The sequence below is a fragment of the Eisenbergiella tayi genome (genome assembly GCF_001881565.1).
GTDB lineage: Bacteria > Bacillota > Clostridia > Lachnospirales > Lachnospiraceae > Eisenbergiella > Eisenbergiella tayi.
The window spans coordinates 796,441-817,675 of sequence record NZ_MPDJ01000001.1; the positions used below are offsets into that span (position 1 = coordinate 796,441).

General features: G+C 31.2%; 19 protein-coding genes. All 19 read right to left on the reverse strand.

Annotation, left to right across the window (positions count from 1 at the left end):
- Positions 1–28: 28 nt before the first annotated feature.
- The 19 genes from BLA28_RS03235 to BLA28_RS03335 all read right to left on the reverse strand — a co-directional run bounded on the left by BLA28_RS03235 (position 29) and on the right by BLA28_RS03335 (position 21,234).
- Complete coding sequence (locus BLA28_RS03235; protein WP_071698883.1) at positions 29–1,057, reverse strand: glycosyltransferase 87 family protein; 1,029 nt, start codon at positions 1,055–1,057, stop codon at positions 29–31.
- 35 nt (positions 1,058–1,092) lie between these two features.
- Positions 1,093–1,671, reverse strand: a complete 579-nt coding sequence (locus BLA28_RS03240) for an acyltransferase (protein ID WP_081329819.1) — start codon at positions 1,669–1,671, stop codon at positions 1,093–1,095.
- Positions 1,672–1,742: 71 nt separating this feature from the next.
- Positions 1,743–2,786, reverse strand: a complete 1,044-nt coding sequence (locus BLA28_RS03245; protein WP_071698884.1) for an acyltransferase family protein — start codon at positions 2,784–2,786, stop codon at positions 1,743–1,745.
- Between the two features lie 1,119 nt (positions 2,787–3,905).
- Positions 3,906–4,898 (reverse strand): GNAT family protein, encoded by a 993-nt coding sequence (locus BLA28_RS03260; RefSeq protein ID WP_069155995.1) that lies wholly within the window; start codon positions 4,896–4,898, stop codon positions 3,906–3,908.
- Between the two features lie 3 nt (positions 4,899–4,901).
- Positions 4,902–5,816 (reverse strand): glycoside hydrolase family protein, encoded by a 915-nt coding sequence (locus BLA28_RS03265; RefSeq protein WP_069155996.1) that lies wholly within the window; start codon positions 5,814–5,816, stop codon positions 4,902–4,904.
- On the reverse strand, positions 5,803–6,504 hold the full coding sequence (locus BLA28_RS03270) for an acetyltransferase (RefSeq protein ID WP_069155997.1): 702 nt from the start codon (positions 6,502–6,504) through the stop codon (positions 5,803–5,805). Before BLA28_RS03270 ends, BLA28_RS03265 begins: the two co-directional genes overlap by 14 nt.
- A 693-nt stretch (positions 6,505–7,197) precedes the next feature.
- Entirely contained in the window at positions 7,198–8,484 is a 1,287-nt protein-coding gene (locus BLA28_RS03275) for a glycosyltransferase family 61 protein (RefSeq protein ID WP_071698885.1), read from the reverse strand.
- Between the two features lie 15 nt (positions 8,485–8,499).
- Positions 8,500–10,284, reverse strand: a complete 1,785-nt coding sequence (locus tag BLA28_RS03280) for an ABC transporter ATP-binding protein (protein WP_069155999.1) — start codon at positions 10,282–10,284, stop codon at positions 8,500–8,502.
- Positions 10,281–10,697, reverse strand: coding sequence for a sugar 3,4-ketoisomerase (locus BLA28_RS03285; protein ID WP_069156000.1), 417 nt, complete (start codon positions 10,695–10,697; stop codon positions 10,281–10,283). The genes BLA28_RS03280 and BLA28_RS03285 overlap by 4 nt, the downstream gene beginning before the upstream one ends.
- Positions 10,698–10,729: 32 nt before the next feature.
- Positions 10,730–11,827, reverse strand: a complete 1,098-nt coding sequence (locus BLA28_RS03290; protein ID WP_069156001.1) for a DegT/DnrJ/EryC1/StrS family aminotransferase — start codon at positions 11,825–11,827, stop codon at positions 10,730–10,732.
- Between the two features lie 19 nt (positions 11,828–11,846).
- Positions 11,847–12,818, reverse strand: coding sequence for a glycosyltransferase family 2 protein (locus tag BLA28_RS03295; protein WP_069156002.1), 972 nt, complete (start codon positions 12,816–12,818; stop codon positions 11,847–11,849).
- Between the two features lie 443 nt (positions 12,819–13,261).
- Positions 13,262–13,492: a hypothetical protein gene (locus tag BLA28_RS03300; RefSeq protein WP_069156003.1), complete on the reverse strand. Its 231-nt coding sequence runs from the start codon at positions 13,490–13,492 to the stop codon at positions 13,262–13,264.
- A gap of 330 nt (positions 13,493–13,822) precedes the next feature.
- The gene (locus BLA28_RS03305; protein ID WP_069156004.1) at positions 13,823–14,803 is read right to left on the reverse strand and encodes a hypothetical protein; all 981 of its coding nucleotides are present in this window, start codon (positions 14,801–14,803) and stop codon (positions 13,823–13,825) included.
- Between the two features lie 16 nt (positions 14,804–14,819).
- Positions 14,820–15,785, reverse strand: a complete 966-nt coding sequence (locus tag BLA28_RS03310; protein ID WP_069156005.1) for an O-fucosyltransferase family protein — start codon at positions 15,783–15,785, stop codon at positions 14,820–14,822.
- A gap of 10 nt (positions 15,786–15,795) precedes the next feature.
- Positions 15,796–16,812, reverse strand: a complete 1,017-nt coding sequence (locus BLA28_RS03315) for an acyltransferase family protein (RefSeq protein WP_169897198.1) — start codon at positions 16,810–16,812, stop codon at positions 15,796–15,798.
- 35 nt (positions 16,813–16,847) lie between these two features.
- The gene (locus BLA28_RS03320) at positions 16,848–18,002 is read right to left on the reverse strand and encodes a glycosyltransferase family 4 protein (protein WP_069156007.1); all 1,155 of its coding nucleotides are present in this window, start codon (positions 18,000–18,002) and stop codon (positions 16,848–16,850) included.
- Positions 18,002–19,090 (reverse strand): glycosyltransferase family 8 protein, encoded by a 1,089-nt coding sequence (locus BLA28_RS03325; protein WP_069156008.1) that lies wholly within the window; start codon positions 19,088–19,090, stop codon positions 18,002–18,004. Before BLA28_RS03325 ends, BLA28_RS03320 begins: the two co-directional genes overlap by 1 nt.
- Before the next feature lie 33 nt (positions 19,091–19,123).
- Entirely contained in the window at positions 19,124–19,642 is a 519-nt protein-coding gene (locus tag BLA28_RS03330; protein WP_069156009.1) for a KdsC family phosphatase, read from the reverse strand.
- Between the two features lie 17 nt (positions 19,643–19,659).
- Positions 19,660–21,234 carry an aldolase catalytic domain-containing protein gene (locus BLA28_RS03335; protein ID WP_069156010.1) on the reverse strand — a complete coding sequence of 525 codons (1,575 nt, stop codon included), beginning with the start codon at positions 21,232–21,234 and terminating at the stop codon, positions 19,660–19,662.
- Position 21,235: the final 1 nt, after the last annotated feature.

Sequence of the window (21,235 nt, forward strand, 5' to 3'; positions counted from 1 at the left end):
TAATATAAAAATATTAATTATACATTTATTAATAATCTCTTCTTTTGTCAGTAACATATGCTATATACAAATAGGCTATGCATGGAATCGCCAAAATTATATTATCATGTGGTTGTTTATAAAACCAAAACGTAGATGCAATTGCAACTCCCGAAAACAAAACAAATATATTAGTACAATTTTTATTATTAAAGACCTTCCAATATAATAAAACATATAATAGCCCACATACAATATCCGCAAATAATATCAAAGCAATCGGCGCATTAAAAAATTTCATTACATCAAATAATCCATAAAATACACCATCTAACTTACTTCCAGATTGAAATGTTTGTAAAAGCAATTCTACAAAAGTACTTTTAGTTATAAGCGATACACTTAAGAAAGAAACTAAACCTGAAATTATAGAAGTAAAAATTAATTTATATTCTTTCTGCAGCAATAAAAGAACATAGAAGATTGCTGTAAGCTGTGGTTTCACCATGGCAACAGTCATCAGAAGACCACTTATAATTGGATGTTTTTTATATAAACATAAACAAATAATAATAATACAAGCATTAATAGCGCCTTGATTACCACATATTATTGACCACCACCAATATATTTGAGCACCTAATAAAAAACCCGGGAAAATCACCCATAACAAATCCTTCTTTCTATTATTTACTATATTATTAAGCCAATAATTAGCTAATACTGCTGAGGTTATAAGGTAAGTCCCGATATATATTATTACTCCAATTATTTTCGCTATTCCATAAGGCAAAAAACCAGGGTTAATAAGCATTCCAATTAACCATGCCCAAGGCACTGTAATCATTTGTGGATTTATTATGCCTATTGAATCAATACTATTTAGGTCATTAACTTTATATGGATTTAAACCTTTACAGAGATATGCACTTTCCTGCCACCGAGCGTGAAAGTCCATAAAAACAATATCATTAGTATGCAATTTAAATACTGTCAAAGCTAAATTATAAATAAATAACATAGAAACAGATATAATAACAATTGATCTATAAAAACGCTTTTGCGATATAAATGACATATTAGTTCCACTCCTCATAACCTATAAATATGATTTTAAATATCATAACCTGTACAATCAATGAGACAATTTCTCATTTCTTCTTTTTCCTTCTCTGTCTTATCTAACCAATATGTATTCCAAGTTGTATTTCCTTTTTCAATTTCAACTTTATGCTTATTTATAAAACACTCATAACTTTGGATAACTTTTGCCGGATTTCCTGCTACAACTGAATTTTCCGGAACATCTTTGCTTATAACAGCACCTGCTCCAACAATAACATTTTTACCAATTGTTACATTTGGTAAAACAATTGCTCCATTTCCAATAAATACATTATCTGATATTATTACTCTGCCAACCTTACTATATCCTAATACTTTTTTTAATGAAGCATCATGTGCTAAAACTCTTGCTCCTGTTATGGTTACATTATCTCCAATATCGATCAAAAATGCATGACCATAATCCAGTTCAGAATTAATGATGCTAACATTGTTGCCAATATGTGCTCCATTTTTTCTTAAAGACTTAATCATGATCTCACTTTCAACTTCAATACCAAGATAACATTTTATTTTTTTTAACAGAAATCGAAACGGTCTTTTTAATAACAGTTGTATTCCCATCATTTATCACCTATTGTCCAAACTTGAATTTTACTAATCTACTATGTAATGTTATATACTATTTATACAAAGCATTATTTAATAAATAGCACTATCAATTTATTTACCTTAGTATTTTTTGTACATTTATCCAGATAAAGTAATAAACTGGCAACACACATACATAAGAATAGAACGATGCCAAAAGCCATACTACCATCTGGCGGTAACCTTGTAAACTTTTCAGATACTAAAGTGTAAATAAAATAGAAATACATATGTGTATAAAAAATAATTTTACTAAATGATCTTAATATAATATAAACTTTTCTATTTTTTATATTAAAGTTTAATAGAAAAGTAAATAATATTATAACTTCTAAAGGGAGAATGAACTCATTAATCAATAGCTTAGGCCCAATACATATTCCCCAAAATCCGAATAAGCCAAAAAAGAAGATTGTCTTATTTATATATTTCTTAAATTCAATACGACTAATGAAACCACCAAGACATACAAACAAAAAACTTTTAAGCAATTTGGCTTGACTAAAAATACTAACAAAATATTTAAGTATATTTCCAAATATACCCGTCATATCATTCATTTTTATTTTATAATTAATAAACATCCCCAGAATATAAAAAACAAAACCAATTGCCAATATTACCTTTACAGTAATTTTCTTACGCAGTAAAAAATATATTAACAATAATGAATAAATTAATCGTAATAAATACCAAAATTGAGTAGAAAAATGATTGGAACCAGTAAATAAAAATTTTCTTATATAATCGCACAAATCAAATAAGAAACCTTGATTATCATGAAAATAATAAAATAATGCAATTGGAAAATATATTACACTCCAAAAAATATATACTTTAAATAACTGTAAAATACGCATTTTTAATATATTTAAAGCTTCCTTACCAGATAAATTATCCCCCATTCTATGAAATAGAAAATATCCTGTTGAAGTAAAAAAAAATGGAACCGCCAATGAAACTATATTATTATAAACCGAAAGTAAAAGGTCATTATTGCAATTTGCTAAAGGATGTATGTGAATTGCAACTACGCATATGGACATTATAAATTTACATATATCTATACTATTAACATTCTTAGACATCATTTTATTATTCCTCCGCGTACTTCATACCCTATATTTAGCTTTCATTCGTTCCATTCTCCTACCTCTATTAATTAAACGAGACCAAGCTATTCAGAAATCATTACTATAAATATCCATGTCAAGTTGATTAGTCTGGATTCTGAAAATAGTCTGTAGGTTTGTCAAACATTTGTTACAGAGAGAGCAGATAATTGTTCCATACCCGTTGAGGGCATTTCCATCCTAAGGGCCGCATAGGAAAGCGGTTGTAGTCCCTGTGGTTATACACCTGCAGCAGCTTCGCAAAGTCCCCCAAAGAATATAACAGGTATATCGCATGGAATCGTTCGTTATCTTTGTGGTGGCTCCACTATACTTTCCCGTTGTTACGAGGCGTATATGGCCGGATTAGCTTATGCGTGATACCATGCAACACCAGATGTTTCAGGAACAAGGCGGAGGAATAGGTGTTATGCTCCTCAAAAGCCTCTACAAAGCGCCAGCGGGTGCTGGTTGGGATGGTGATGAGGTCGTCTGGAGCGTTCACCCAGAGACTCTATTGAGCCATCGAAGCGCCACTTCCTTCCAACGATAGATATACTGCCGATTGGCCTTATACTTGACAGCCGCTTTGAAAACGTCAAATTTGTTTGCATAGTGTGATAGACAATACCTCATATTCTGTGTTATACGAATTATGTGAGAACAGACTCCTTTGTATTTATTTGTTTTGTGGTGATTAAAATATAACACAAAAATCTGTTCTCGTATTTTTTGTTTATGCTGGTGTAACACATGTATTATAACCCTATAATTAGTATGGATTCTGAAAATAATATCCTTCAGCAATATGACAAGGCCATTCTCTCTTCCCTACAGTAAGTATCTCGTAAGGTTCTTCTGCAAAACTACGTATTTAAACTTTCGTTAGTTAAGAGTGTAGAGCTAAATACTGGCGGCATGAAAATTTATTTTACTAAAATACGTAGTTATACGGATGAACAAAAAAACTACCTCCCCCCCCAAAGGATTACTAATATGAAAACCATATAATTTATATTTAATCATTTTCCATAGTAGTCATAATTTCTCCAATATCAATCAAAAATCATGACCATATCACTTTTAATACATACAAGTTCATATAAATTGTTTTTCATAAACATGATTAAGAATATGTCTGCTTCCATACTCCTCTTTATTATTCATAAGATTATAATTGATTTTTTCACCTAAATGTTCTGTTGCAATTCCCCATGATAAATACCGATACCCTACTTCCTTAAACTTTTTAGCCATAGAATAATATACAAAAGTCATGGGGCTAATTGAACTATAATCCGGATCTGCAGCAAGGTACTGAGTGTGAGCACACTTATACTTAGGGAATAAAAAAACCATTGTACCTGCAATCATGTTAACTGATAAAAAGGCTCCATAAAATTGAATATTTTCAGGAAACCGCCTTGATAAATCTATAAGTTCTTTAACTGAGTGAACCGGTATTGTATTATATTTCTTTAAATTTCTACATAATATTCTATGGAATATAGATATTTCTTTTTCCTCATTCAGTCTGCGCAACTCAATCCCTTCATTATTACATTTTTTTACAAGCCTTTTTTTTAATTTCGAAAATGCACTTACAACGTCCTCTGGATAAAACTCATAATCAAGATATAAATTTAATTCTTTATACTCTATATAATTGCAAAAAGATAAACAAAATTCTATCAAATCCTGCCGCGGATTACTTAACAGATTCATTGTTGGCTTTAAAATGCACTTATAAAATCCTTGTTCTTTTAGATACGTTTCTAATGAATTTATCAATTCCATTACTTTTTCAAGTCTATTTAATCTAGGCGATATAATAAGCCCTCCATAACTACTTCCTAAATGAGAGTAAAATATTTTTTTCCCCTCTTCCTTCACTACACATGCAGGACATACTGCAACTAAATTGCCTTTTTCCTCAAAAAGTAGTGAACAGTCCTCAAATCTTTCTTCTGGATGATATAACAAAAAACGCCTGGTCTGAAGAAAAGTTCCGTTCATTGACTCATTTTCAACAAAATAATCCCATTTATTTTCATATTTAGGCAAATATTCAATTATCTCTAATAACCCCATGTATTATTCCTCCAGCACAGCATATCCAACTCCCGATTTACCACAGCCATTTCCATTATAAAACAAATATACATTATCTTTATAATTAAATAAATAGGGATAACTTATATTTGTATTATCCCATCCATTCTCTGATACTCCAATTCCTGCCTCTTCATCTTTCCTTAACCATTTCTTTCCATCTATTGATTCAGCATATCCAATATAGTAACCTCTAGAATAAGTGCGGATAGAATAAAGCATTTTATATATATCATTTGACTTCCATACATATGGTCTTCCAAATCCGTGTTCATCCATACTAACAAAATTCATACAATTAATAGGTTCTGTATCCCAATGAATACCATCAAAAGATTCCAGGTATTTCATGGTATATAATGGTTTTAATTTTCCATCACTTAATGTCCATCCATCGCCAAAACTACCAACATAATACATTTTATACATTCCATTATCATTTATAACATTTACCCCACACCTTGCAAAAATCTCATCATTTCTTCTCTCAAGTATAGGGCATTGAGAAAATCTGGTGAATTTTTCACCATCTTCACTAATTGCGAGTCCACAAAACATATAATAAGGCACCTTTACTCCTAACTGAAATCCAATATAATACAAATAAATTTCGTTCCCATTTTTTATAATAGAAACCGGTACTACACCATTATCATCAAACCCCCCCTTTATACCCACATCCAATACTGGATCATTACTGATTTCATATATGTCCAATGGGTCTGCCGGATTCACATCAATATAGCCAATTCTTCCAACATTATCTTTATCACAAAATCCAAGATATATACGAAGCTTGTCTTTTAGTAAAATAGGTGTTGGCAACATAGCAAATTGATTTTTCCAACCATCACTTCCATCCGGACAATATATTAATCCTTTTTTATTCCATTTCATCTTTAACATCCTCCTCTATACCAAATTGCTCATAAGATGTCCTCCCCAGAGGTTTTGCTGGACATCCCACATAAACAAGTCCCTTTTGCTCCAAACTTTTAACTGTCAAAGCCCCCGCACCGAAAACTGTATCCGGTGGAAGAGTTACATTATCACCTAAAGTGGCATTTACACCTATAAAGGAACCCGCTCCAATCCTACAGTAGCCTGATACTACTCCATGCGATGTAAACCAGACATCATCCTCTATAACGGTTCTATGACCAATATGATTACCACTCCATAAAATCACATTATTTCCTATCTTAACATGATATTGTATAGTATTATCTTCGAATACAAACGTATTCTCTCCTATCTCAACATTGTGCCACACGAACGCCTTAGAGCTTATATATGAAGCACAATTATAACCTAATTTTTTGCACTTTCTATAAAGCCTCCTGCGCACCCGGTTTAATTGGTTATAAGTAATTGCAACAAACACATAATATTGTTGCGGAGGATACATTTTTAAAATATTTTCAAACTCGACAATTTTTTTACCAAACAATTCTTCTTTATTTAAATATTCTTTTTCTACCGCGAATCCTACAACATCATATTCGGAATCATATGTAAAATATTCATAAGCAATTTCAGCAAATTCTCCCGAACCAATTATCAGTAATTTTTTTTCTTTTTTCATATCCTAATTTCCTTAAATTTATCTGTCTGTTTAATAACTTAATTGTCATAGCATCATCAAGCACCTGAATATAAGTATAATTAGAGTATATCAGCATTGTTTTTTCGATAAATTCTAATTAATTTTATAAAATATTTTCAGAAAAAAGATTAAGATATCTCATATATTGCATTGGGTAATTATTCATCAAGGCAAGGATAATTTTTAGTTTATGTTGTTTATGTTTAAGTAGCAAACAAACGATATTGTTCCTTCCTGCAAAGCAGCAAGTTAAATATACTAACAATAATAAACACTCGTACGAAATCCTTGTGCAGATAATATTTTAGTGTTTTACCGTCTTGTAAATTTCTTTTTGTATTTATTAATAATCCATTATTAAACACTTATAATATAAACACCAAAACAATTAAATATAATATTATTGTATATTTTATACTTTTCGGTTACACATATCTCATATATTATAACGACTCCTAAAGAGAAACACAGAAATATCAAAAAATGTAATCCGTTTTATTCTGTCTCACAAATTTGTGCTATACAATAAATTCTCTTATAATCACTTGAAATCACAGTTATATAAATAAATTAGTGAAAATAATTAACATAAAAGCCATGAGCTATTAATTCACAAACAATTGCTGAATTTAAGTACAAATATGCTTATTTTTAACATACTAATATCTCCTTTCACATCCAAAGTGACTGTTCCAAAAACTGTCTGCATTTAAACATATCCAGCATAAATTTGTCCTGACTGCGAGCCATACCCTCATCAACTGTATATGATTCGAGAACCATCACTTCAACATGAAGCATAAAAGCTATATTTGTAAAACAATATAGTTTATGTGCAGGAGGCGCTATTATAACAGCTGTAGCGCCCTCATGGCAATAAAGAAGATTTGTAAATGCACCACCAGCTGAACCTACAATATAATCTGCTCCATTGAATGTCTCTATCTGTTCTTTCAAAGACATTTCATCGGGATAGACAATATGAAATCCATATTCTTGAAATAGCTGCTCAACCTCTACAAAATTAATTAAGCGCTGATTTGAACAATTTTTCCTTGACAAAAAAATCTTTTGGTGTGTCTTTTCCTGATCTAATTTTTTTTTGCCCAATACACATGTTCTGATATTCATAACTGCAGTTTGTGAAATCAAAAAATCCTGGGGCCTCATAACTGCTCCCTTGAAATAATTAGGAGGTAACCAAATATTACGTGATATATATATCAGCTCTTTTATATGTATCTTTTCTCCATACTTTACACTGATAACTTTACGGTGCTTTTGATTGACAATATCTAAAAGTTCCATTAATTGTCTAATCTTCAATGCATTTTCATCCACTAAAATCGGATAACTATCATATTTTTGTGTATTGTCAACATATATTAACCTCGATAATATTTCCAATGTAAAATGATAATAATTCGAAGCAAAACAGCCAATTAAAGATATCGCTTTATCCAAAGTCCGACCTTTATCTATATAAGCGAGGGTTATTGCATTTTTATTCTTATATTTCATTATACTTCCAGAGGAAAGATCATACCGCCTTCCATTATTTTCATCGATTTGAAAAAAATCACATAAAATTATCTTATCTTTTAATGTCAGACAGTCACTCTGTCCAAAGACTTCTATCTCCTCTAGTTCAGCAATATATATAGGCGGGCATGTGAATTCGGTTTTGCCCCCCCCCACTCGGCTTCCATAATAATTGGGTTCAACTACTGAAGTTGAAACGTCTTCGTATAAAACAGTATAATTCAACTTATTTATTTTACAGTATTCCAATACACCATAATTTTTTTTAAACATTGTATGGTGGTTCAGACCGTATCTTTTTTTTACATCGTACAACCGATACCAATGAAACTTCATAAATTTTTGTCTAATTATAATTTTTTTCCATTTCAAGTAATGTAGTAACCACTTCCCACTCTTGTTAATTAAAGAAATCATTGTCCCTCCCCACTATCAATCTGGAAATATTTCCTTTTTTTCTCTCGGTACAGCTTTTCCCTCCTTAATTTCATATATCACATCACAATTCTTTATCGTTGTCAATCTATGTGCCACAATAATCAAAGTCTTATACCCTTGCAGCATTTCAATGGCTTCCATTACTGCTGTTTCCGTTTCAGAATCTAAGGCTGCTGTTGCTTCATCCAGAACTAAAATATCCGGGTTGCCGTATAAGGCTCGTGCAATAGCCACTCGCTGCCTTTGCCCTCCGGAAAATTTCACCCCCCATTCTCCTACTAAAGTATCTAATCCCTTGGGCTGTTTTAAAACAAATTCCTTTAGTTGTGCCATTTCTAATACTTTCCATACTTGTTCATCATTGATTTTATCATCATCAATTCCAAATGCAATATTTTTACGTATAGTAGAATCAGTTAAATAAATAGATTGAGGCACATATCCTATAACTTTGTTCCAATTTCCTCCCAATTTATCAATATTAACTCCATCCATCAATATTTCACCTTTTTGAGGCTTTAACAAACCTAGTACTAAATCTGATAAAGTCGTTTTTCCTGCACCTGACATACCTATAAAAGCAACAGAGGTACCTTTTCTTATTTTCATATCTAAATTATCTATTATCTTTTCTTCCGAACCGGGATATGAAAACAATAATTTTGAAATAGTTAACTCTTTCTGAAATGATACCCTATTACCTTGTCCTGCTATTACATTATCTTCTGCCTTACCTTTTTCAAGTTCCTTGACCATTGACAATGTATCATAAGCAGCACTTAAAGCAGGAGCATGATAAACCAAACCATTTATCGAACTCAATATCCCTCCCAAAGATGGTAAAATGCGGAATGCAGCAACCGCAATAACCGCCATCTGGCTGATTAAAGTATAAGCATTGTCCGAATGAGTAATCTGAAATGCAACTGCTAACATTAATCCGGATACACACACACCTTCGATTAAATAAGATGGGCTTGCAGCTCCAACTGCCATTCGTATGCTTGCCCTATTAGCCCCCTCCATATACTTTCTATATTTATCAATAAAATACTTTTGCCGATTTGTTACTAATACCTCTTTGTTTCCTTGTATAGCCTCTAATGATGCTTGATTGCATCTATAATTATATTCTCTTGCTTCCCTTCCATATTTTTGCATGGGTTTTCTGAAAATGACCTGTGTAAGTATAAAGCAAAACACTACTAACAATAATAGGAAAACAGCCATTGCCGGTGCTTGGACTATTATAAAAATTATAATACAAATAATTGTAAGCGCTTTAGATATAAGATTAAACATTTCCTTTACAATATTATAAACGCTAGAGACATCTGAACCTAATCCTCTTAATAATCTGGCACTATTATTATTTACGAAAAAAATATATCCCTGCTGCAAATAAGTAGTCAGAATCCTAACGGATAGTTCCCTCATTATTTTGGTGGAATATTTATTTGACACCCATATATAGAAAGCGTTATATATATTTTTAAAAATATATATCCCCATAATTCCAATACATACAAAAACAACTATATGATCTGACGACTTTAAGTTCAATAAATCTGCAAATGGTTTAATATATGGTTGGTTATATAATTCATCTGCATCCAAAAAAGCCTGCATTAAAGGCATTAGAATCGATAGGCCTAACATCTCCAACAATGCGGCGATTAAAGACATGAAAAAAATTATTATTGTATACTTTTTTTGTTCTTTTGTAAGAATGAAATTTAATTTATTTATAGCATCTCTGACCTTTTCCAATTCTTTCATTCTTTTTTCCTTTCACATGCTTCCACATATTGCAAAAATTCATCATAGTCTCTTATGTAATCATTTTCATCGTAATAATCTGAAGCAAGTACCATCAATACAGCTTCAGGTGTAAAATCATACATTTCTCTCCAGGTATTAGCTTCCACTACCAGGCCTTCTGTAGGATTACTCAAACGAACCGTAACTGTTTCTTTACCAGAATCTAATTTAATTGTACATGAGCCACATGGACAGAACAAAACTTGCTGTAATTTTTTATGTGCATGAAAACCTCGATGGACTTCTTTCTTAGTATTATACATAAAATATACCCTTTTAACTTCAAACGGTATATTTTTATTTTCTTCCAAAGCAATTAACTCACCTCTTTCATCGCCATGGCTCTGAAAATTTATTATTTGTATTTCCATAGCTCTCTCCATTCACTCTTATAATTATATTTTTAAACCGAAAAATCATTAATAGCATCAATAATATAATCTGCCGCATCCTTCATACCATAATACATTGGAATGCTTAGTTCTGTCGCGCTTATCTCTTCACAAACCGGGAGTTCCCCTTCGTTAATTTTCCACTCATCATAAGCAAGCTGATTATGCATTGCAATGGGATAATGTATATTCGTCTGTATTCCTTTCTGATGTAAATATTTAACAAGAGCATCTCTATAACCTGTTCTTATCGCAAATATATGCCAAACCGGTCTTGTATAGGCCAACATAGTTGGAAGAATAATTAGACTGTTACTAATTTTACTTAAATACTTCTCTGCTATAATTTGCCTTTCAATATTTATCTTATCCAATAAAGGTAGTTTTACCCTCAAAAAAGCTGCTTGTACTTCATCTAACCGTGAATTATAGCCTTGGTAAATATGATGATATTTATAATCACTTCCATAATTTGTAAGTGCCCTGACCTTTTCCGCCAGTTTATAATCATTTGTAGTAACACATCCTGCATCTCCTAAAGCTCCCAAATTTTTTCCTGGATAAAAGCTAAAAGCTGCAGCATCTCCTAAACTTCCTACTTTTTTATCTTTATAATAAGCTCCATGCGCCTGAGCCGCATCCTCTATAACTTTAATTTGATATTTCTGAGCTATTGAAGTTATTTTATCCATATCTGCCGGATGACCATATAGATGTACAGCGATAATCGCTTTTGTCTTATTTGTAATTTTCTCTTCAATTAAATCTCCATTAATATTGTATGTAGACAAAGCAGGTTCTACCAGAATTGGTTTTGCACCCGTTCTGCTTACCGCCAAAGCAGTAGCTATGAAAGTATTAGAAGGAATAATCACTTCATCTCCTAGACCTATGCCATATGCTTTCAATATGATAAATAATGCGTCTAAACCGTTACCGCATCCTACACAATAATTTACTCCGCAATAAGCAGCAAATTCTCTTTCAAATTCTTTACACTCATTACCATCAATATACCTACTACATTGTAAAACTTTTTCAAAAGCTGAAACTATTTCACTATGTATTTCGTCTTCCAATGGTTTAAAAGAAACAAACGGTACATTCATATTTATTAAACTTTCCTTCCTAAAGATTCGCTTTCCAGTTCTTATTGTTTTTTATCAAATAATCCTCTTTTGTCCATTTTAATGGATTTTTATATCCATGTGTTTTCAAATACATTTTATACATCACTAAAGCTATTGTATCTTCAAGAGATAAACTTTTAAAAAAAACAACCATATCTTTTATATTATAACTCATATGAACACAATACCAATTAAGCAATCGCAAATAATACGGTTTAACATTATATTTATTTCCATATATTCTATTTACAATGCGATAATCCATGGCATAATCGTGTACCTTATCCACAATTGTATGTGTGGAGTTATAATTATCTTCATACTCTGTTACCGATCTATAAACACTCATAGGTTCATCAATGATATATTTTTTCCCTTTGTCCAATGTATAAAGCCATAACTTCATTTCCTCATTGTTTCTTGCTCCTCTTTTGAGAAATCCATTAAACTCCTTATCCTGGGCAAATACGTTTCTCATAGTCCCTACAACAGATGGAACTCCTCCGTCTAATAAATAATTATATATAGAATATTCACCAACCGGCCCCATAATATCTTGGTACGAATCTGTTTTCTGTTTATATATCAGATTTCTAGCAGATACGCTAAAATATTCTGGATTTTTTTCAAGAAATTCAACTTGTTTACTAAAAACATAATTAATATGCAAAAAATCATCACCGGAAAAAAGATACACATACTTTCCTTTTGCTCTCAAAAATAAATCATACATATTTGCGCATAATCCTATATTTTTTTCTCTATTTATCAGCACTACTTTACTACCATACTCTTCCCCTAAGATACATGCAGTCTTGTCAGTTGAACAATCATTACCAATAAGAATTTCTATTGAAAATTCAACTTTTTGCTGCAAAATACTATCAATACATTGTTTTATATATTTCTCATGATTATAAGTAACAATACAAACACTGAGTATAATTGGTTCTTTCCCACATTGCTTCATAAATTTACAATCTCTCCTTTGTTAATCAAAATTACTACTCATTACTAATAGTAATATTATAATCAGTTATATTAACGCAAAAAAATTATCTATTTAAGAGAAATACAGATAAAATTATTATAAAAATTTATTAGTAATTCTATAAATCAATAACACATTTGAATGAAAGTGAATACAAAAAAATATGCTTTTAAAATCCTCGCTCATATAAAGGCAATAATTATTCACTAATTTAAGAAAACAAAGCTTTAAATTATATTTTTTACTATATAATTTATTTACAAGCCTAAAGTATATTTAATAATCATGAACTTTATCTTTAATTTTATAAGTATAATAATTATTATTCTCTTCCTTGTATTCAACATAACGGTATGTTGACATAATATCTCTAAATATATTTTTTTCCCTTTATCCAATGTATAGAACTACATTTTTATTTCTTAATTATTACATAATCCCATCTTTAAAAACTCATTATTTATTTCATCCAAATAAAAAATATTTCTCATAGTTCTATAAATATAAGATGCTTCCTGTCCAAAAAGGTAATCCAAAATTGTATAGTCACCATAAATTCCCCTATATATAAATTTGGTTTTTATAATGTAGTTTTCTCCCCGATACATAAAAAAAATCATTAATTTGTTCAAAAATTCACTTTCCTTTTCCATACATCATCTCCTGAAAAACGAAAAAATACTTTCCCCTCGCTTTCATAAAAAGATCGTACATATCAGCACACAATCCCACATTGCTTTCTCTTTTAAACAAGTCAATACTTCATCCGTATTCACTTCCTAAAATTTCTACGGTTTTATCTGTAGAACAATCAACTCCGACTAAAATTTCCATATCAAAGTCAACCTCTTGTTCAAAAAAACTGTCCATACATTCTCATATATGTTTTTCATGATTAAATGTAAGAAGACATATTGACAATTTAACATTACTTTTACTATTATCCATACAACTTTGAATTCCCATTATAATTCACTCCCATATTAATATATGCCTAAATCAAATAGATACAAATATTCATATCCCTCAGTCATTAGTAATGCTCCTACTGTTGCTGAGACACAGCCTGCGCATAAACAATTACAGCCACTCAGCAAAAGCGTTGTTGTCAAGTATTTCAATCCTTCTTCATACATATTTTTACTCTGTTCATATAACGCCTTACCAACTGAACCTTCTTTATAGTCTACAAAATCATCTTCATATATCACCAATACTTCTCCAAACTTTTTTTGAAAAGCCTCATAGTACTCCCTGTCTTCTGTTACAAGAAAAATCTTGTTGCAATTATATTCTTTAAAAATTCTTTCTGATTCATTTATGATTTCTAAAATACCCGGCTGAATCGGATGATTTTTGGGACATTCTTTTATATAGTCTGTTCCCCTGCACTTAACACCTAATATTTTTTCATCTTTCGAAAAAAGTCTGTTTCGTTCTTTCTCAGCATATTCTTTTACCTTATCATTAATCCGAAGATACTTTTTTGCAAGCGCCTTCCAGTATTCAAAGTCACCAGTCTTTCCTAATAGAAATGAAACATCTAAATATGGAAACATTTGCGGTACTGCGCCAGATCCTATTATAACATTTTTACTTTTATTGATATCTGAAAGTGTATACCCCATTGGCTGCTCAAAATAGTATTCCCATGCATTTTCCTTCCCAATCTTTTTTTTATTTAAATAAATATTAAAACTGTTTTGCATATCAACGACAGGAATAAAACCATTTTTTAAAGCTTCATCAATGCGAGCAAGCGTTGTCATATAAATAGAAAAAATCCCACAGTAAGCATCCCTTCTTCTAATAACGTAAAATGTTTTATTTCTATTCTTCCATCCAAAATGTTTGATCCGCTCTTCCCAATATTTCAATTCTTTGTTTTTAAGATAACCACGATAATATTTCAATACAGTATTTCTCCAAAGGCAGGATAATACTGTATATAACCTATTTTCCATTTTCCCTCACTTCTAATTAAAGACAAATTATTTTTTTATATTTTTTATTATTCCATAATATAGCAATATTAGTTATATTGGAGTGCCCACATAATAAATAATCACATTTTGCTAAACACCATGCATCATTTAATACTTCTAACCCTAAATTATACTTATGATAAGATCTTTCATTTACTATATTCATTTCATGAATACCAACAAGCTTTTTTTCTGAAGATTTATCAGCTCGAAATGCATCATTTACAATTAACTTATAATGTGTACCTTCCAACCATTTCATATAACTCTTTATGACTTCGATTTCGTCCGACGCCAAAAAAATCATAGTTATTTGGGAGTTTTCACTTAAAATATTTTTTGTTATTTCTATATACCGAGCAGCTGTAGCAGGCATAGGATGACCTAAATTATTTTTCATATCAGTTCCCCTGATATGGACTCCTAAAATATCTTGTCCCTCTATAATTTTTTGTCTCCAATCTTCCTGAAACTTTCTTACTATATCTGGTTTGATTCTCATATATTTGGCTATTATAGGTGCATAATAATTTATCATCTCTTCCGTTGGATATCTATAAGGTATAGATGCATATTTTTCACAATACTTAGCTAAATACTTCTCTTTCGAGTAAATATACTTTTTACTATTTAATGCTTCACCTAAACATATGGAATCAACATCCTCAAAATAATAATTCCAGGCATTTCTTTCTCCTAAAACAGGCACATCTTCACTATACAAAGTTTTATAATTTTGCATATCCACAATAGGTACATAGCCTATTTTACGCGCAAACACAATATGTCCCAAAACCCAAAAATAATTTGAAAAAAAACCCGCTCCTGGTTCTGGTCTACGAATAATGTAATATTTTTTTATTGGCCTCATTAACCAAAAAATCAATTCATTTTTTATAAAGTATTTAAATTTCGTAATTGCACAATGAATTACTTTAATAATTTCCTTTTTAGCCGCCATTAAATTTACCTTAATTGTACTCCTTAATATGGTTAATAAGTTTCTTTTTTAAAAACTTTTGAATAGGATATTCTACAAAATTATATACAACAATTGATAGTAATAATGTCACAATAAATGATATTATAATAATTAAAATATCATTAAAAATAGAAGTGTTTTTTAAGTATGCAGCTAAACCCAATATTAAAGGATGAACCAGATAAATAGTATATGAATACTTATCTAAAAAATTGAGTACTTTATTTTCATAACTACATTTCTTATTTAATAATAAACCATTTAAGAATAGCAGAGAAAATATCATTGAATATGTAATTGCCATATTACCGCTTTGAACTAGATTAAATAAAATACCTAAATTCAGAAATATAGACAAAAACAATTCTTTATTTTCCCATAATGCAAACCATATAATTATACCTAAGCCGAAGTATGGAAAATAGTTAACACATTCTAAAAAATCAAAATTAAAATTTGCCCAAATGTATGAAAAGAAAAAAAAGCCAATCTCTAACAATACTGCTGCTCGAAAATTTCTTATGTATCTTTTCGCAATCGGTACTATTACGTAAAAACTGACAAAGACAAAAACTGACCATGTTGCACCCAAATTATACCATAACCCCTCTCCTCTTGGTGCCCAACAATTTGCTAATCCCCAATATCTCAACCATCCAAATCCAAACTTATCAGGCTGCATATCCTTTGAATAAAATACATGCACAACAAAATAGTAAAAAATCATCAAATAATATAAGGGCAAAATTCTAATTGCTCGTTTAAAATAATATTCTATCGCTCCATTCAGGCCTGACTTAACAACACTGTTAAATGCCAAAAAACCGCTAATTATAAAAAATAGTTGTACTCCTCTTGCTCCAAAATCAGTTATAACCCTAATACTACCTTCTAAACCAACAGCGATACCAAAATGAACACAAAAAACCCCTATGCAAGCAGCCACCCGTAAAAGACTAATAATTTCACTATTTAACTTCGTTAATTTAATACTATTTTCAGCCATATTTTCCATCCCAAAAAAGTACACTTTTACATTTTTTATATTTCCTCAAATATCTTTTCAAGTTGTAATACTTTATCCTCAGTTCGAAAATGCTCCATTACAAATCTTTTCATCTTTTTCCCATTCTCTATACATAAATCTTTATCAACACAAAGACGTTTCATAGCTTCCGCCATTTCTATCTCATCTTTAACAACAAGACAGCCATCCAAGTTTCTGGCACACCCCACATCGGTAGATATTGCTGCAAGTCCTTTAGCACCAGCTTCACACAATACTAAAGAAAAGGATTCCCAATCACTACCTAAAACAAATATATCACTATTATCATAAAGCTGATATACTTCATTTCGCGACAATCCATATAAAATATCCACATCACGAAATCCCATCGAATCTAACTTCTTTTTTTCTTGTATGAGTTTTTCCATATATTGATTAGGGCTACTGCCGCAAAATATCAATTTAGCATTATTTAACGATGTCATATAAAAAGCTTTTAATATTCTTAGTTGATTCTTATTTTGATTATAATTTGCCACATTTAAAAAAACAGTTTTTTTTATGTTTTTGCTTCTCATCTTTTCTTTAAAACACTGATCCTCTACAGCATTTTCTAAAATCCTATAATTCGTCAAGTTATATTTAATACCATATTTATAATCACTTCCCTTATTCGATATATAAATAATAGAATCTATTTTTTTCATAAATTTTTGAGCACTTAAGTAATACCACTTCCAATAAAAATGATTTTTCAAAGATGTTATTTGCCAATATCTAATATCTTTCCAAACAGGATACTTATCCAATACTCCACTATATTTCAAGCCACTATAGCCATGTGAAAAAAGAACTTTCTTACATTTGAATTTTGTTATTACTTTTTTCACCCAATCAAAGGCCCACGTTTGAGTACACACAATCACTAATATATCAGGTTTAAAGCTATCAATAAATTCAAAATATCCTTTTCTATCTCCATTATATTTCATGCCTTGCTTTCTAATGTCAAGCCGATGTATTTCTACACCTTTGAACGTATCAAATGCTTTATATTTTCCCTTGTCTTCAGTGACTACTGCTATATAATGTCCTCTATTCGCTAATCCTTCAGACAAATATCTGGTAACAATTGTTACTCCATCTTTTTCAGGATAATATGAATGAACAGCAAACAATATTTTCATTACCTATGCCCCTTTTTTCTACTCCACAATATACTAACTTGTCTTAATAGAATCGTAATGCAAAATGCCAAAATCAAAGCACTATAAACTATTAGTATAGAATAAATAGGTAATTTAAATAAGATTACACTTGCACACATAAGTAAAACTCCTATAACTATAGTAATTAGCAAAATATTTCTATAGCTAATATTTTTTTCAATTTGCTTTTTTTCCAAAACTACCCTATCATATAATATCCACTGTTCCTCAAAGTACTGCTTATAATAAGGACTGTCCTTAGCCTCCTGCCACCAAAAATAATACCCAGGCATAATACTTACCGGATTCCAAGGTTTGCCATGATCTGAGCGGGAGGAAAAATGCAATAACTTACACTGCTTTTCACACTGCACAATATAGTCATATCCCCACTCCTTAATCGCCTGGCTATTTTCCTCTATACAGGATTCTTTTCCGGGAAAGTACTTGATTTTTCCTGCAAAGAGTAAGCCAAATGTTAATTCCTGCTGAGAAAAGCCAAATTTTTTATTTGCTTCTGCATTTACTTTCAGTATATCCTGCAGTGTAAAATCATTTCTTATTTTCTCAACATCATATACAGAACCGACAAAGGTAAGAGTATCACCGCCATATTTTTTCATAAGCTCACGATGTCTCACCGGTTTATGTTCCGGTCCGGGGCATGCCGCATAACATCCATGCATATCTGCATCATACATTTCCCGTAATGATCCCATTACCAACACATCAGATTCAAGCATTATTATACGTTCTACATCATTGGGAAGAAGATCGTGAAACAACCAGTAGCATGCCAGTGTGGCAAGAGGCCAGTGATTCTTGTCTCCCAATATAATCTGTTTTTCCGCCACCTTTTCATCAAAGTGTAATATTATAATCCGATGTCCCAACTCTCCCGCAAGGTTTCTTTCATTTATTACATCGTTTTCTTCCAGATCCTCAGAAACAATATAAAGATATACCTCTGAATCCGTATTTTTTTCAAATAAAGATTTAATTGCCACATACGCATATTTTAAATTTTTTTTAGATGTTGTAATATAAACATTCATTCTGGGTTTCATAAGTATATCCTTCTGAATTAACCGGTGCATTACTTATATTCCGGCGCCATATATTTTTGCAATTATATCGTTCCACTGTCCCCTGATTCTTAAAATATGGGAGATAATATCTCGGACCGCTCCATATCCGCCTTTTACAGTGGATACATAATCCGCCACACTTTTTACTTCTTCACAGGCATCTGCCGGACAGCCTACAAACCCTGCGAAACGCATACCGGAAAGGTCGTTCAAATCATCTCCCAAATATCCTATTTCATCTTGCCTTAGCTTTTCTTTTTCAATAAAATTCTTTAAATATACTTCTTTATCTTTTATATTTTGTACTATATAATCAACTTTTAATTCTGTCATTCGTCTGGATACAGCTTCGCACTGTCTGCCGGTCAGCACCATTATTTTCATATTAGCTTCCCTGGCGGCAAAAAAACCGGCAGCATCCTTAGTACAAAACTTTTTATACTCATTACCATGTTCATCATAATAGATTCCCGCATCCGTCATAGTACCGTCAACATCTATTATAAGAAAATTAATTTTATTATAATCCATCTATCCCCTTCCTTTTCCTACTCATACTTTGAAGGAGTAAGAAAGATAAGATTCATCATACTATCTTTTAGATCGTCCACATATTTCTTGATTCTTACATTTTCTTCTTTACCTTTTGTGTGGATGCTGACCATATAGGTATCTATATAGTTATTCCCGGCCTCATCATAGCCATCAAATCCTGCAATATAAATATCCTGTATTCCACATTTACGCAAAAGCTTTATCAACATAATAGTACAATTATCACATCGTCCGTTATCATCAATACTTAAATCAGAATAATTAACTATAAATTCTGCTTTTCTTCCTTCTTCCAACAAATTAGACGAAATGATACACTTCTTTTCATCAATCTGTTCTTTCCACGCATCATACCTTCTTGCATTGGAAAAGAAAGCAAAATCAATTTTATAATTTATTGGTATAAAATTAGCCGAAATAATAACATTTTCCCCGGAATTGATAAATTTATGAATATCATCTTTATAACTGCTCAGGCTTGACCCAGGCGCTAAAACAATTATCCTTTTTTTATCCAATTTTTTCTTTAAAACATTTATTGTATCTGAGTCATCAACAATATTGCTCTGGAAATCCAAATATATCTTTTCTATATAAGTTTCATCATATACCGTCTTTTTATTCGTTTCTATTTGAGAAAGAATCTGATTAATCTGTTTTGCATTCAGACGTCCCTTTTCCAGCAAATATTCCGCATAATTTCTATGAAGATTATATTTTGCAGAGAGGGCATATGCAATATTATAGCCCCATGGTTCTATTTCTTTAAAATGTACGATATGTTCATCAATTCCATCCAATACAGGATTTACATTATAATGCCCTTCTTGTTTCCTGTTCATATAATCCATAATCAGTTCCATGCAAAGATTACCCGGAGCTCTTCCCATGCCAAACATTGATGCGTCAATTACACTTTTACGATTACCCGACTGTAATTCAATATACTCCTGAGCCAGTGCATATGACTGTGCAAGATTTTCATGCAGATGAAGCCCAATAATTATATCCTTGTTTAAATTGTGTTCTACCAGGGAATATATTCTCAATAAGTCTTCTTTCATCATTGATCCAAATGTATCTACGATAGAAAATGCATAAGGCTTAATCTGATTTACCTTATCAATAATCTGAAGAAGCTGTGCATCCGTATATCCCATTATATTTATCGGATTGCAAAACACCTGATATCCCTTTTCCTTTACACTCTTAACAAAAGCCAGTCCCTCATCGATATCATAATCATGAAATGTCACTCTGACTGCATCAATCGTATCTCCATCATAGTCTTCCAATTTTTCCACATCATATTTATTATGCAGAGCCATTGCCGTAAATTTTGTATTACCGCGCTTATCCGGTAAAATTGGTATCATCTCACTGCAATTGTTGAATACCGCCTTGTCGGCATTATATTCACAATTGCGCAAAAATCCAACCTCCACATAATCGACCTGTGCTTCAATCAATTTACGGATAAGACTTCGAATTGTCTGAAATCCAAAATTCCAATCATTTATATAACCGCCGTCACGCAAAGTGCAATCCAATAATTTTATCTGGGACATT

What these genes read in the sequence shown, in the direction of transcription:
- BLA28_RS03235 (WP_071698883.1), bottom strand. Translation starts at nt 1,057, where the DNA reads ATGTCATTTATATCGCAAAAGCGTTTTTATAGATCAATTGTTATTATA.
- BLA28_RS03240 (WP_081329819.1), bottom strand. Translation starts at nt 1,671, where the DNA reads ATGATGGGAATACAACTGTTATTAAAAAGACCGTTTCGATTTCTGTTA.
- BLA28_RS03245 (WP_071698884.1), bottom strand. Translation starts at nt 2,786, where the DNA reads ATGATGTCTAAGAATGTTAATAGTATAGATATATGTAAATTTATAATG.
- BLA28_RS03260 (WP_069155995.1), bottom strand. Translation starts at nt 4,898, where the DNA reads ATGGGGTTATTAGAGATAATTGAATATTTGCCTAAATATGAAAATAAA.
- BLA28_RS03265 (WP_069155996.1), bottom strand. Translation starts at nt 5,816, where the DNA reads ATGAAATGGAATAAAAAAGGATTAATATATTGTCCGGATGGAAGTGAT.
- BLA28_RS03270 (WP_069155997.1), bottom strand. Translation starts at nt 6,504, where the DNA reads ATGAAAAAAGAAAAAAAATTACTGATAATTGGTTCGGGAGAATTTGCT.
- BLA28_RS03275 (WP_071698885.1), bottom strand. Translation starts at nt 8,484, where the DNA reads ATGATTTCTTTAATTAACAAGAGTGGGAAGTGGTTACTACATTACTTG.
- BLA28_RS03280 (WP_069155999.1), bottom strand. Translation starts at nt 10,284, where the DNA reads ATGAAAGAATTGGAAAAGGTCAGAGATGCTATAAATAAATTAAATTTC.
- BLA28_RS03285 (WP_069156000.1), bottom strand. Translation starts at nt 10,697, where the DNA reads ATGGAAATACAAATAATAAATTTTCAGAGCCATGGCGATGAAAGAGGT.
- BLA28_RS03290 (WP_069156001.1), bottom strand. Translation starts at nt 11,827, where the DNA reads ATGAATGTACCGTTTGTTTCTTTTAAACCATTGGAAGACGAAATACAT.
- BLA28_RS03295 (WP_069156002.1), bottom strand. Translation starts at nt 12,818, where the DNA reads ATGAAGCAATGTGGGAAAGAACCAATTATACTCAGTGTTTGTATTGTT.
- BLA28_RS03300 (WP_069156003.1), bottom strand. Translation starts at nt 13,492, where the DNA reads ATGGAAAAGGAAAGTGAATTTTTGAACAAATTAATGATTTTTTTTATG.
- BLA28_RS03305 (WP_069156004.1), bottom strand. Translation starts at nt 14,803, where the DNA reads ATGGAAAATAGGTTATATACAGTATTATCCTGCCTTTGGAGAAATACT.
- BLA28_RS03310 (WP_069156005.1), bottom strand. Translation starts at nt 15,785, where the DNA reads ATGGCGGCTAAAAAGGAAATTATTAAAGTAATTCATTGTGCAATTACG.
- BLA28_RS03315 (WP_169897198.1), bottom strand. Translation starts at nt 16,812, where the DNA reads ATGGCTGAAAATAGTATTAAATTAACGAAGTTAAATAGTGAAATTATT.
- BLA28_RS03320 (WP_069156007.1), bottom strand. Translation starts at nt 18,002, where the DNA reads ATGAAAATATTGTTTGCTGTTCATTCATATTATCCTGAAAAAGATGGA.
- BLA28_RS03325 (WP_069156008.1), bottom strand. Translation starts at nt 19,090, where the DNA reads ATGAAACCCAGAATGAATGTTTATATTACAACATCTAAAAAAAATTTA.
- BLA28_RS03330 (WP_069156009.1), bottom strand. Translation starts at nt 19,642, where the DNA reads ATGGATTATAATAAAATTAATTTTCTTATAATAGATGTTGACGGTACT.
- BLA28_RS03335 (WP_069156010.1), bottom strand. Translation starts at nt 21,234, where the DNA reads ATGTCCCAGATAAAATTATTGGATTGCACTTTGCGTGACGGCGGTTAT.